This window comes from Paenibacillus sp. HWE-109 (genome assembly GCF_022163125.1).
Classification (GTDB): domain Bacteria; phylum Bacillota; class Bacilli; order Paenibacillales; family NBRC-103111; genus Paenibacillus_E.
Genome location: NZ_CP091881.1, coordinates 3704219 through 3717195 on the forward strand (window position 1 = coordinate 3704219; position 12977 = coordinate 3717195).

The 12977-nt window shown below is 46.4% G+C and carries 12 protein-coding genes; all 12 read right to left on the reverse strand.

The window, feature by feature from the left end:
- Positions 1–32: 32 nt before the first annotated feature.
- The gene (locus LOZ80_RS15775; protein ID WP_238172280.1) at positions 33–869 is read right to left on the reverse strand and encodes an ABC transporter permease; all 837 of its coding nucleotides are present in this window, start codon (positions 867–869) and stop codon (positions 33–35) included.
- The gene (locus LOZ80_RS15780; RefSeq protein WP_238172281.1) at positions 841–1794 is read right to left on the reverse strand and encodes an ABC transporter ATP-binding protein; all 954 of its coding nucleotides are present in this window, start codon (positions 1792–1794) and stop codon (positions 841–843) included. Before LOZ80_RS15780 ends, LOZ80_RS15775 begins: the two co-directional genes overlap by 29 nt.
- The gene (locus LOZ80_RS15785; protein WP_238172282.1) at positions 1791–4226 is read right to left on the reverse strand and encodes a DUF8815 domain-containing protein; all 2436 of its coding nucleotides are present in this window, start codon (positions 4224–4226) and stop codon (positions 1791–1793) included. Before LOZ80_RS15785 ends, LOZ80_RS15780 begins: the two co-directional genes overlap by 4 nt.
- A gap of 126 nt (positions 4227–4352) precedes the next feature.
- Entirely contained in the window at positions 4353–5033 is a 681-nt protein-coding gene (locus tag LOZ80_RS15790) for a TerC family protein (protein ID WP_238172283.1), read from the reverse strand.
- Positions 5034–5100: 67 nt separating this feature from the next.
- Positions 5101–6309 (reverse strand): tRNA uracil 4-sulfurtransferase ThiI, encoded by a 1209-nt coding sequence (thiI, locus tag LOZ80_RS15795; RefSeq protein WP_238172284.1) that lies wholly within the window; start codon positions 6307–6309, stop codon positions 5101–5103.
- Positions 6306–7484, reverse strand: coding sequence for a cysteine desulfurase family protein (locus tag LOZ80_RS15800; protein WP_238173001.1), 1179 nt, complete (start codon positions 7482–7484; stop codon positions 6306–6308). The genes thiI and LOZ80_RS15800 overlap by 4 nt, the downstream gene beginning before the upstream one ends.
- A 124-nt stretch (positions 7485–7608) precedes the next feature.
- The gene (locus LOZ80_RS15805) at positions 7609–8337 is read right to left on the reverse strand and encodes a lytic transglycosylase domain-containing protein (protein WP_238172285.1); all 729 of its coding nucleotides are present in this window, start codon (positions 8335–8337) and stop codon (positions 7609–7611) included.
- 589 nt (positions 8338–8926) lie between these two features.
- Positions 8927–10219 (reverse strand): hemolysin family protein, encoded by a 1293-nt coding sequence (locus LOZ80_RS15810; RefSeq protein ID WP_238173002.1) that lies wholly within the window; start codon positions 10217–10219, stop codon positions 8927–8929.
- A 333-nt stretch (positions 10220–10552) separates the two neighbouring features.
- Positions 10553–10984 carry a DUF4190 domain-containing protein gene (locus LOZ80_RS15815; protein WP_238172286.1) on the reverse strand — a complete coding sequence of 144 codons (432 nt, stop codon included), beginning with the start codon at positions 10982–10984 and terminating at the stop codon, positions 10553–10555.
- An 18-nt stretch (positions 10985–11002) separates the two neighbouring features.
- Positions 11003–11218, reverse strand: coding sequence for a DUF1540 domain-containing protein (locus LOZ80_RS15820; RefSeq protein ID WP_238172287.1), 216 nt, complete (start codon positions 11216–11218; stop codon positions 11003–11005).
- Between the two features lie 48 nt (positions 11219–11266).
- Positions 11267–12361: a glycoside hydrolase family 15 protein gene (locus LOZ80_RS15825; RefSeq protein WP_238172288.1), complete on the reverse strand. Its 1095-nt coding sequence runs from the start codon at positions 12359–12361 to the stop codon at positions 11267–11269.
- Positions 12362–12438: 77 nt separating this feature from the next.
- Positions 12439–12939, reverse strand: coding sequence for a YpuI family protein (locus LOZ80_RS15830; protein WP_173216683.1), 501 nt, complete (start codon positions 12937–12939; stop codon positions 12439–12441).
- Positions 12940–12977 lie beyond the last annotated feature (38 nt).

A 12977-nucleotide genomic window follows, 5' to 3' on the forward strand; every position in this document is an offset into this window, starting at 1 on the left:
TAGTTGACTCTCTTGGGAATTCGTTTGTTCGATCATTTTCTTCGTTTCATAATCGGTCGCAAATACCTGACGCTTAACCAGATAAAAAGAAGCAGCAGTACCGTGTATGAGGCTACGAAGATGTGCCACATTTGCAGCGGTTCATGCCCTTTGAACAATTGCTTCGCAAAATCAGGGACCATCAAGCTTACTAGAACAGCCATTGGATTAAAGCTTAGGAAATACCCGAGCACGTCTTCATCGATGCCATTGCGTCCCAAATTGGCAAAGAATAATCCCGCCAAAGCGGTGAACCCAAAAACAAATAGCACAAAACCATACGTGGCGATAATCGAAATGACCGTTTTCTTCAAAACTGTTGAAAAGAATATCCCTACCGCGCCGAATAGCAGCATAACGAACACATAAAAAACAAAGACAGACAGCACTTGTTTCGGCGATACCCCCCCATAGAGAAACACAATACTGTAAAGAGGCATCGTCGCTACGACCGTTAACAGCATGAAACTGAGGGAAGCAAATAATTTACTGAGTATGATCGTTTCCGAACTCTGTTGCGTCGTTAGAAGCATATTTAACGTTTGCTTTTCTCGTTCTCCGCTGATCACCCCGGCCGTTAAGCCAGGTGTCATGAAGGCAATAAGAACCAGCTGCGTACCGCTTAGAAAATAAAACAACTCACTGCTTTTAGTTGTACTGAGCACGCCTGCTTGCATATTGCTCATATTAATGTAAGCAAATCCAAGTGCGATCAAACCGATCGCAAGCAAATACACCAGAATTGACAGCGGGGATCGGAAGGTCCGCATACGCAAGCGGAATTCTTTCTCCAGCACGGGGTTAATCCAATTTAACTTGCTGTTCATCATGGGCGCCGCCTCCTTTGGTGATTTCCAGAAAGACATCTTCCAGATTCGTTAAGGCTTCGCTGAATGAAAGAAGCGGGAATCCGGTCTCAATCAAACGCGCAAGGAGTAAAGATTGATCCTCATCTGTACCGCCAAAATGAACATGAAGGCCTTTCTCATCTTGAAGTGCCATTGTGACATGCGGCTGCTGCTTCAGGTAAGCTAAAGCTTCTTCCGAGCGGTTCACTACTCTGATTTGCAGCACACGATTCGCTTTCATCCGATTTTGAATATCGGACACCTTGCCTTTTGCGATCAGCTTCCCATATTCAATGACACCGATCTCATCAACCATTTCAGCGAGTTCCGGCAAAATATGCGAAGAAATAATGATCGTTTTCCCCATAGCTTTAAGTTCTTTCAGAATCTCTCTCATTTCAATACGCGCTCTAGGGTCCAGACCAGAAGCCGGCTCATCCAAAATTAAAACCTCTGGCTCATGCACGAGGCACCGGGCTAGACAAAGCCGCTGTTTCATCCCACGTGACAAAGAATCCACATAAAAATCAGCTTTCTCGGTTAAATTTACAAGGTCCAATAATTGCGGTATCAATTTCAACCGGTCTGCTCTTGAGATGCCATAACTGGCTCCGTAGAAATCCAAATACTCCGTTGCTTTGAAATTATCATAAACACCAAAGAAATCCGGCATGTAGCCGATGAGCCTGCGTACTTCTTTGGGCTTATCCGTGACATCATACCCGCCAACTTCCGCTGTACCTGAGGTCGGATTCAGCAGTGTGGCAAGTATGGACATCGTCGTCGATTTACCCGCTCCATTAGGACCTACAAAGCCAAAGACTGTCCCCTTGTCAATCTGCATCGTCAAGGAATCCAATGCCGTAAAATTGCCGTATTTTTTAGTAAGTTCTTTGGTTGTAATCATCGTTTCACCGATCCTTCCAGAGAAACAGACGGCATGCGGAACATCGTATTATTTTGAATGGTTGTTGCTTTCATGCGAATGGATTTCCCCTCCGTAATATAAGGCTGCAGCTTGTCCCCTTCCCAAGATTGAGAAGCTTTCATGGCAAGCGGTTCCCACGCATTTGTTTGGGCATTCCACAATTCCAACGTTACTTCAGAATTCGGGTCGCCGATCATTTCCATTTTCTGATAATTCACACCACTTAATGGAGGTAATGTATACACAAGGGTAACATCGCCGCCGCCCATCTGCATGAATGGACCATCACGGAACTGTAAAGCACTCATTTTCAAATGATTATCCGCTAAAGTAGGAACGATTGCTTTACTCGGGATGACAATTCTGCCATCAGGAGTCACGTAATTAAGTTTCATCTCCTGAGAAACCAGGGTGAGCTGCTCAGTTGGCACAGATCCGCTAGACGTGATGGGAAGGGAAGTCTGTTCCCTAAACCAACCAATAATCATGGGCGCGAATCCGCCTGCGACCTTGAAATTGCGCTGCATGAAGGCATTTAACAACGCGCGTTGATGTCGACCATTATCCAGCATCTTACTGGTTATCGGATAAGGAAAGGCCAGTTGACCATAATTCTGTCCATTGGACACCGTGACGCTTCCAGCCGTGTTGAAGCTAACTGAAGCGCCCGCCTTCAAGTCACCCACATTCAGATAAGTTTGATTCACTAAAATAGCGACGTTGGTTAAATCCTTCGTTGTATGATTCGTCACTTCACCTTTTACACCGTTCACCGATAAATCCGTAATCGTATAGTCCAACTTGCCAAACGCTACAGGTTGTTCATCGTTTTTGGCAATCTTGGCTATCGAGGAATACGCAATATCCTGCAGCCCGACCAGAGATGACGAATCCTGATCTTGTCGAAATATGAACTCACTGCGACCGCTGAGCTGCAGATTCGGATAAACTTCGCTTTGCAAGAAGGGAGAGGCGGCTCCTTTATCTGGCAACTTGAGCTCCAAATCTCCTCCTTTTGGCAAAAACACAGATATCATCGACTGCTTAATGCCTGACCCTGAACCATTAAGTGTTAGCGTCGAAAAGGACTGTGCCATGGAGCTTGCCCGATTGGTTGCTCCAAATTGAAAGATGCCAAAGCTGGTGACGATCGCCACCAAAGGGATGATGTACCATGCCCACTCTCTACGATCTAATCGACGCAAAATGAAGTAGAGGATCGGTCCGACGATAACTGCATAAACAAGCAAAACAAGCGCAAGACGAGCCAACTTAGGCGGCTGGAGCGAAGGAAAATAATCTAATGCTTCATTCATTTCCCAAAAGGAATCTCCACCATAACGCCCTTGATTCAAATTATAGGCATTCGCCCGCTCAATTGGCCCCGATAGCAACTGCTCCCATAGACGCGTATTCCCATTCCACGAAGCCATTGGATTTAACGATAAATCGAAAGCAACGTAATCTACATAGCCGCTTCCATAGGAAGAACGAGCATAAATAGGGATTGTCTGTTCCGAAACGACAGCTTCTGCTCCGTTTACTAAGGCAGCTTTGGAAATCGTGAATGGCGTGCCAAGCGCTAGCTCCTTCTCTCCCATTTTGGCTAGCTCTGGCAGATCTGTCACAGTCTGCGTGCCTTGATACGTTACTGGGGAAGCAGTTGAAAAAGGCGCAGCCGTTTTGGAATAACCAGCACCACCGCCTAGAATCAGCGTACCTCCGCGCTGCGTCCATTGCTGAATCGCTTGAACTTGATCCTGCGTCAACGTATCCGAAGCAAAATCATTCAGAACAAGCACATCAAAACTGTCTAAACCCAAGGTATCCAGTGGTATTTCTGTTTGTTTCAAATGAATCAGATTGAGCTTTTTACCTGACTGATTCAACAAGCTTAGGAAATTCATCGTGTCTACATCACGCGCCAAAACGCCCACTTGCAACGTTTCCTTCGGTACTGGGAAGGCTTCCAAATAGGTTTTGCCATCCAACGCGACTTTCTTCCCGCTCTTTACCGATTTTTCGTAAAATGAGATGGTATTATTAACATTGGTGTAGGGGAATCCAGGGATTAACATGGAAATGACTTTCGTGCTATCTTTGGGCAGTTCCACCAATTTGGCATAACTGAAGTCCTTGTTCCCATTCGGATGGGCGACTTGAATAACCAGATCACCCGATAAGTCAGCAGTCCCCTTATTATGCAAGGTTATTTTCACCGGGGTCCAGTTGCTTTGCTTCACATTCGCCGCTCCAAAGCCAATCTCCGATTGAATTTCAATCTTAGGAGCGTCTTCCGCACTTGCTGTTCCTGCGAAAAATAGATTTCCTTGCAGCCATAAAACAATGAGCATACAGCCAATCAACCATTTAAATCGCAGATTTCCTTTTCTATTCGGGCTTACATTCACGCTATTGACTCCCTTCTTATCCAACCTGTCTCATAAGTAGACGACAAAAATGGAAAAAAGTTTCAATTCCTGACACAAAAAGAACCGCTGCGCTGTCGAAACACAGCTTGGCGGTTCTTCCTTATTCTATTCATTTCTGGTTTTCAGCTGATACATGCGCAGTCCTTTGACAGTTAATCCGATCATAACGACAAGCGCCGCGGCCACGATCGGAATCCACACATGCAGAAACTCGAAATCCATCAGTACCCAATCGATCATTTTCTCGTCCTTAACAAACATTTCTCCCGCTGTATACCCCAAAATTCCAGCCCCTATAAGCACCAGTATCGGGTATTTTTGCAGCAGGTTCATGACAAGCGTGCTGCCCCAAATAATGATGGGAATACTAAGCCCTATTCCCAAAATGATAACGGTGTTGTTCCCATTCCCCTTGGCAGCAATTGCAAGCACATTATCCAGACTCATCACAAAATCAGCAACAATAATCGTCCATATAGCTTTGCCGAGCGTCGAGGCTTCCTTCACATTCGCGTGACTGTCATCATCGGTAAGCAGCTTGATCGCAATCCAGAAAAGCAGAATCGATCCTCCTGCTTGTATGTAAGGAATGTCGAGCAAGCTCACGGCGACTAATGTCAATACCAAACGCAGTGCAATGGCACCGAAAGCGCCCCACCAAACAGCCAGTTTCCGCTGTTCCACCGGCAAATTTTTGCTTGCTAACGCAATGACTACCGCATTGTCGCCGCTTAAGACGATATTGATCAACATAATTTGCAAAAACAGTATGAGCGCATCAATCATGCCTTACAACCTCCCGGAATACATGGCGAACAGGCGACGATGTCACCTACCGAAGGGTCGTAGCGCATTAAAATAAATGCGCGTCTGACACCTTCTTCCTTTGTCCATGAACGATTTCAATAGTTTCCGTTTGTGTGACTGCTCTCTCGATGAGCGCTGGCAAGAAGTCCATGCTGTTCTCGATTTTCTCGACCATTCGGAGGTTAGGATTGGTGCTCGGAGATGGCGGAAGAAACAAGGAGCAGCAATCTTCATAAGGTAGGATCGAGATTGGGAATGTGCCAATCTTCTCCGCAATGCGAATAATCTCTTGCTTGTCCATCATCATCAGCGGTTGCAAAAGAGGCAGTGTGACGACACGCCCGATGACGTTCAAGCTGGGTAGTGTTTGACTCGCTACTTGGCCCAAGCTCTCGCCAGTGACTAAGCCGCTTAGCCCACGTTGATCGGCAATCTGTTCAGCAATGCGATACATCGCTCTTCTTATAAGCGTTACTAATAAATTATCCTGATACGCTTGATGGATCGATGTTTGCACTTCTGTGAATGGCACAAGATGCAGCTTGACAGAGTCTGTGTAGGAAGACAATTGGCGGGCCAAATCAATGACCTTCTCCTTCGCGCGCTCGCTTGTATAAGGAAAGCTATGGAAGTGGATCGCTTCAATCGAGAGCCCTTTGCGCATCGCCAGCCATCCGGCAACGGGGCTATCAATCCCTCCGGAAAGCATCAATAAGGCATTCCCACTCGTTCCTGCGGGGAATCCACCTGCGCCTTCAATAACCTCCGCGTACAACAGAACCTGTTCCTCACGAATCTCTACCCTTAGCTCCACTTCCGGTTGATGAACATCCACCTGCAATCCGGGACTTGCTTGCAGCACATAACCGCCAACCAAATAATTCATGCGCTGCGAATCCAGCGGAAATGATTTATTCACCCTGCGTACGGTCACTTTAAACGTTTTGGGCTGCTTGGGCAGTGCCTGCATAATCTCAAGAGCCATTGCTTGAATCGCTTCGACCTCCATGGGTGCATGATACGCCGGGCTGAATGACGCTAATCCAAATACCCGCTGCAGAGCCGACGAAGCTTCTTCATACGCCGCTCCCCCTAGCTCCACATATACGCGCCCATATTCCGGAATATACCTCAAATCAGGAAATGACCCCAAAACTTTACGAATTTGTGTCATTACGCTGCGCTCAAATCGTTTGCGATTTTTCCCTTTTAGTGTCAACTCGCCAAAACGCAAAATTAAACAATCCGGTTTCATCTTCGTTTCCCCCTTCTGTCCGTTGGTTTCTGTACCATCGGTGTAAGCTCCCTTACCACTCCTCGCAGTGCTGCAAGGAACTGCTCCACATCTTGTTCGTTATGTTCATCCGAGAAGCTGATTCTCAGCCCGCTAACCGCCTGCTCCGGACTGCACCCCATGGCCAGCATGACATAGCTGGGATCAGACTCGTCTGATGCGCAGGCCGACTTCGTAGAAAGGCAGATTTCTCGCTGCTCCAAGGCATGCACAACCACCTCTGCCTTCATGCCGGCAAAAGAGAAATGAACAATATGCGGAACCATCTCTTCTTCGATCTCAGATCCGGTTAAGCGCAGCTGCGGAATCTCTCGGATCCCTTCCACAAATAAGCGCCGGATATGATATTTATGCGCAGTTTTCGTTGCAAGCTGCTCCGCAGAAATCCGGAGCGCCTTGGCCATTCCGACAATTAGCGGTACGTTTTCCGTGCCTGAACGAAGCCCGGATTCCTGGCCGCCTCCTACAAGCAGCGGCTTGAGCTGAACGCCCTCTCTGCGATAGAGAAAGCCGACGCCCTTAGGGCCTCGGAACTTATGCGCCGATGCGCTGCATAGATCAATGCCCCACTCCTTAAGGCGCAAGGGAAGCTTGGCGATTCCTTGCACGGCATCCACATGGAACAGGATTTTGGGGTAATCGGCAAGCAGTTCGCCAATATTCTTGATTGGCTGAATCGTACCTACTTCATTATTGACATACATGATACTGACCAGAATGGTATCTTCGCAAATAGCCGCTTTCAAGGCCGCTATATCAACAATTCCCACATGATTAACAGGTAAATAAGTGACTCGAAATCCCTCTTGTTCCAACTGCATGAACACCTCTTTGACCGAAGGATGTTCAATTTGTGTCGTAATCAGATGCTTGCCGCGATTGTGATAGCTGTAGGCCGCGCCTTTGATCGCTAGATTATTGCTTTCCGTGCCGCCGGATGTACAAATGATCTGAGCCGGTTGCACGCCCAAGATGCCCGCTATGACTTCCTTGGCGCTGTTAAGCAATTTCTCCGCTTGGACTCCCAATCCATGAATCGAAGACGGATTGCCATAGTGCTGCTTCATTACTTCGGTTATGGTGTCTATGACTTCTTCATAAAGCGGCGAGGTTGCCGCATAGTCCAAATAAAGCATCACTCACTGATTCCCCTTTTTTCCTATTAAAACGTATAATCGTTGATAACTCAAGCTTGTCCCTAGACACAAAAAGCTGACTCCCGCATGATACTCGCGGAAATCAGCTTCCATCTTTCGTGCATTATAGCGAAAAATTACGTTTATGAGTAAAAACCTTGGATACATAGTCCTGCGTTTCTTGCGGAAGCAAATGGCGTTTATCCGCCAAATCCTGGTCCGTCCGGATCCCTAAGCGATCAATTCGTCCAGGCCCTGCATTGTAAGCAGCAAGCGCAACGCCTTCATTGCCATTGTACTTCTTCACTAAATTACTTAAAAAGTGCGTGCCTGCATCCACATTTTGCTGAGGATCGAACGGATTCGTTACTCCGAAGCCGCTGCCTGTCCCATCCATAAGCTGCATCAGCCCTTTGGCTCCTGCTGAGGATACCGCCTGATGATTAAAACTGGATTCTTGCTGAATGACTGCCTTGACTAAGGATGAATCAAGACCGTATTTGGCACTTGCCTGTTGGATAATATTTTCGTATTGTGAAGTCGCGGCGAACGACTTTCCTGGTTTTTGTAAGGGTGTATACGCCTTGCCTAAAGCGGCCAAAGAATTAGGGACGCTAGTCATCGACGCTCCGCCCAATAAAGAGCTCATTGCATCTTGACTGGTAAGCGCAGTTCCCGCAGCCGAACCGGAAGCTTGCCCCATCACCGTCTGCAGCAGCTCACTAAAATCACTAGCTTCGTCTGTACTTGAAGACTTGGTGTCATCACCGGATAGCAAACTCATTTTACTTAGCATCTGAAGCTGGAGCAATTCTTTCATTACTCTAGGGTCTATGCTGTTCGTGCTGTTCATCCGTCAGACCTCTTTTCTATCATTTCATCGTTATGTCCATTGTACACGTTTTGAGCCCCGGCGACTAGTCTGACTTGCGAGCACGCAATGAATTTAAGAAAGCGGCTTTGCCGCCCTAAGAGATGAGCGTCTTCATAACGATTTTCAACAATATACCGGATCGTAGTTCCCCTTGGGCTATGCAATGACAGAGAGCGTCGTGTGAAAAGGAACTATGATCCGCTAACTGGCGGGAAATGGGATAGACGTAGCATGAATGGGAACTGCGATCCGCTATTTAAGCGAAACCTGCTGATTCCAACCGGAAAACGGTGAAATAGCGGATCGTAGTTCCCTCTGGCTTGGAATATCGCGGTTTTCAGAATGATAGCTGTACTGTAGTTCCCTTAGACTCGCTATCCTGACACATTTTGCTAGTATCGCGGCTTTACGTTCCTTTATCTCCGCACGAAGGCTAAGCTAGAGGATCTCATTGCCAAAAAGCTTGTATATACCTCCAACTAAAAAGGGAGAATCCCTTAAATCCATCCAAAAACTTAGGCTTTCTGGCCACAAAAAAGGACAGTCATTAGACTGTCCCTCTTCCATTTCAAGAAATATTTTGCTGTAACATTTCATTCTCTTCGGTAAACTTTCTGACAATGACGCGAGAGATGCGCAAATGATCAGTTTCTTCCACGATAAATATAAACTCGTCATTGTAACTGACTTGTTGGTTCTTGCTTGGCGGAATCTCCGTTTGCGAATAAATCCAGCCGCCGATCGTATCGTAATCATCGGATTCAATCTCAAGACCGAAATACTCATTCACTTCATCAATAAGCAGCAAGCCATCAATGGAGAACGTATTTTCATCCTTCATCTCAATGGTTGGACGCTCTTCGTCAAACTCATCCTGAATTTCACCGACAATTTCTTCCATGATGTCTTCAAGGGTAACAAGTCCTGATGTTCCACCATACTCATCAATCAGCAAAGCCATCTGGCTTTTGCGTTTCTGCATCATTTTCAGCAAATCACTGATATGAATAGAATCCGGAACCGTCGTGATCGGGCGTATAATTTTCTTAATCCCTTTGAGGTTCGCATCCGGTTTAAGTAAATCCTTGATATGAACAAATCCAATAATGTTATCCTTGTCAGGGTCACAGACCGGATAGCGAGTGCGCATTTCTTTGATCGCTATGGCTAAATTCTCCGCATAGGAAAGCCCCGCATACAAGCATTCCATCTCGGTTCGCGGAATCATAATTTCCCTGGCTGTAGTCTCTGCAAATCCGAATATATTGTCAACAAGCGTGAGCTCTGTATTATCTATTAGTCCGTTTTTGTGACTTTCTTTCATGAGAACCCGAATTTCATCTTCGGTGTGTGCCGACTCATGTTCAGTCGTAGGCTCGATCCCCGCACGTCTTAACATCCAATTGGAAATACCGTTCAGAATCCAAATAAACGGGTACATCACTTTATAAAACAATACCATAGGCCCTGCTGAAAGCAGCGTAATTTGCTCTGCCTTACGAATGGCATATGTCTTAGGGAACTGTTCACCTAATGTAATATGCAGTGTGGTCATAAGGGAAAAGGCGATAATAAAAGTAATCGTGTGGAACACCGAATCCGGCAGATGCAGTGGAGCAAACAGCGGTTCCAGAATTTTGGCGAACGTCGGCTCCCCGACATAACCAAGTCCCAATGAAGTCAGTGTAATCCCTAGCTGACATGCACCTAGATAAGCATCGAGATTATTCATGATACCTTGTGCAAACTTAGCATTGCGGCGACCTTCGCCAACAAGCGAATCAATCCGACTTCCTCTTACTTTCACCATTGCAAATTCAGCAGCAACAAAAAAACCATTCAACAACACCAGTCCAAACATTAACAGAAAACTGATTAACGTTTCGGGCAAAGGATCTTCCAATACCTTACCTATCCCCTATCAAGCGCGAAACCGCACCAAGGAGAATAGGTACACCTCCCTTAATTTCGATTTGAATTAAAATATCACTTTTCATTATATAATAATACTGTAAGCATTCAAAGGTGCGAATATGACTCCTGAAGCCAAATAGTACGAGCAAATGAGAGTATATGCACTAAAATGAGGCCCTAACGAGTATCTACCCCCTAATTATCGGGCTTAAACGTGAATTCACCTGTTTTTTCAAAAAAAAAGAAAAACAAGCCGATCTCTCGGCTTGCTTCTCTACACTTAACCATAATAAGGGACTAATAAAAAATAGGCGGCAACCGCAATAAATCCAAGCGCAATGGACCAAGCGCCAAGCCCCTTGTTCCCCATAAGAAGCGCGATAATGCCAAGCACAATACCGGAAATCCCAAGCAGAACTGGCCAGACAAACAGTGAGGCCAACGCCACGAACAAAGCTATATACCCAACAGCCTTATTGCGTGTAACAGCCTCAACCAACTCTTCAATCTCTTCATCAGGAACATCCGAGTAGGTATCTGCATGATTAGATGATCTGTTTCTGTAAGGCTCTGCATCGTTGATTCTCCGGGTAGGAGCTGTGATCTCGGCTGCGTATTCTTCCTTATGGTTCAGCCCGCCTTCTGTACGAAGCTGGTCACGCTGGAACCGCTCCTTCGTCGCCTTGTCCATGAGATCGTCGTTGTTAGTCATGGGGCCTCCACGCTGATCTTACAATTTCTTCTTGGCTTTGAATGTGTGGCAGCACGTATTGGCAACATTGCTTGCAGCATCCTGATGATCCGTATCAAATGATTCCCCGGCAAACTCTTCGTTATAATTGGCGGTTGCATGTTGATCAACTTCGATCATGATGGTTCCTGCATGACAGTTGTTGCCTTGCACCCAATATTCGCAATTGGCAACTGAACATTTTACATCTGGCATCGTCAACACCTCCATTAACAATTTGCCCGTCAAAGAGGTGGTCTATGCTCACTGCAAGCTGTCAGATAGCACCAAGAACATCGCATGGGACCATAGCAGGGGCAGCGGGGGTTCGCCACATTTCTGCAGCCACTCCGCATAAGCATCCGGGGATCTCAAGGCATCTGCGACTTGTTCAGGCAAGCGCCCTAGTGAATCTGCTTTACTGCAAATCCACGCCAAAGAGCGCCGCGCTTCCTCCAGATGGCCAAGTTCCTTCTGATACCAACCGTACCAAGCTGTTAACAGCAACCACTCACCGCCGCCGAAATAGCGGTCCTCGGCATAACGCTGAATGCCTCCATGCTTCAAATCCGCCTCAATGGCTTGCACCGTGCTGCGCATAACCGGATCTGTGACTTCACAAACACCGAATGGAACAGCAAGCCAAAGCAAGCTGGCATCGACGCCAGACAAGGCTGGCTGCCATATTTCGGAGATACAATGGATCGATTTCACGAAACGCCCTTCATGAACACAGTGCTCAAGGATGAACCCTTTGATCATTGCTGCTTTTTCAAGCAGCTCTTCACGCCCTTCAAGCTCCCCTAACGCTTTCAATCCCCCGTACACACAAGCTAAGGTCGCAGGATGAACATAATCCGGATTTTCTTCCCAGCAATCGAAATTCGGATAATGCCAGAACGTCATCAAATAATCAACGGTGATCTCAATGCTTTCACGCAGTTCGTCCAACAGATGACGGTGCCCCGTTTTTTTCACATGCTCCGTAAGACCCCACAGCCAAGCTCCGTAACCGTCGAGCTGGAAGTGTCCCCATTCAGAAACATCGTCGCGGCCATCCAAATGATAGCGCGTACCCAAAAATTCGGACCGATCAATCCACTCATGGCGCTCATGCTTCTGAACTAAAGCATCAACCTGCGAGCGCTTATCCTGGAGGACACGGCCAACCCATTTATAAAACAAACCTGCGCTCTCATTTTCACCGACACGGTCCATCGCATTGGCGATGAACGTCCCATCTCTGAGCCAACTATAAGCGTAAGGCGCAAAAAGCGGAGAAGCAATATATCCGCCACGGGGGTGCTGATTCAACTTGATAATGGAGATACTGCTTGTGATTAACTCGTCGCGTTCCATGCGTCCAAGCCTCCTCTAAAAGAAAAAAGATGCGCGAATATTCGGCATCCCTTTTATCTTTTGTACGTAGATTGTATTTATACTTTTTCGCCTTGCATACGACGCTGCGTGATGTAATCTGTTTCGTAATAGGAAAGATCCTCACGAAGCTCTTCAAATACTTTGGACAATTCAATCGTCAAATCACGCACTTCACGTGAAGGTTTTTTGCGGAAGCGGATGGCATCTTGTCCCGTATAAGCATAACGGCCATCCTCGGAATAGCATTCATTTTTGGGATAGAAAAATGTATTCACGCAAGTATGATATACCTCATACAACACTTTTTCCGAAAAATCCACATTAAAAGTAGGACGTCTCAAGCTAACGCCCAATTTCTCATACGCCACTTCACAAAATACTAAAAGATGACGAGTATCTTGAAGATAACCTCGGTAAAATTCATCCATAGCGGGATCATTCTCCACATTTAACAGTGAGAGCGAATGTTGATTCAGAAACAGCTCCATTTTGGCAGTCGTTTCTTTTAACTTCGTACGCGTTGAATCACAAATATTTTTCACATTAAAAACAGCCATTTATGAAGACCTCCTCTAATTGCGCTATTCCTATCCTA

Coding starts and splice junctions, on each gene's coding strand:
- LOZ80_RS15815 (WP_238172286.1), bottom strand. CDS start 10,984: ATGACTAACAACGACGATCTCATGGACAAGGCGACGAAGGAGCGGTTC.
- LOZ80_RS15810 (WP_238173002.1), bottom strand. CDS start 10,219: ATGTTTGGACTGGTGTTGTTGAATGGTTTTTTTGTTGCTGCTGAATTT.
- LOZ80_RS15775 (WP_238172280.1), bottom strand. CDS start 869: ATGATGAACAGCAAGTTAAATTGGATTAACCCCGTGCTGGAGAAAGAA.
- LOZ80_RS15830 (WP_173216683.1), bottom strand. CDS start 12,939: ATGGCTGTTTTTAATGTGAAAAATATTTGTGATTCAACGCGTACGAAG.
- LOZ80_RS15825 (WP_238172288.1), bottom strand. CDS start 12,361: ATGGAACGCGACGAGTTAATCACAAGCAGTATCTCCATTATCAAGTTG.
- thiI (WP_238172284.1), bottom strand. CDS start 6,309: ATGAAACCGGATTGTTTAATTTTGCGTTTTGGCGAGTTGACACTAAAA.
- LOZ80_RS15780 (WP_238172281.1), bottom strand. CDS start 1,794: ATGATTACAACCAAAGAACTTACTAAAAAATACGGCAATTTTACGGCA.
- LOZ80_RS15805 (WP_238172285.1), bottom strand. CDS start 8,337: ATGAACAGCACGAACAGCATAGACCCTAGAGTAATGAAAGAATTGCTC.
- LOZ80_RS15790 (WP_238172283.1), bottom strand. CDS start 5,033: ATGATTGATGCGCTCATACTGTTTTTGCAAATTATGTTGATCAATATC.
- LOZ80_RS15820 (WP_238172287.1), bottom strand. CDS start 11,218: ATGCCAGATGTAAAATGTTCAGTTGCCAATTGCGAATATTGGGTGCAA.
- LOZ80_RS15800 (WP_238173001.1), bottom strand. CDS start 7,484: ATGCTTTATTTGGACTATGCGGCAACCTCGCCGCTTTATGAAGAAGTC.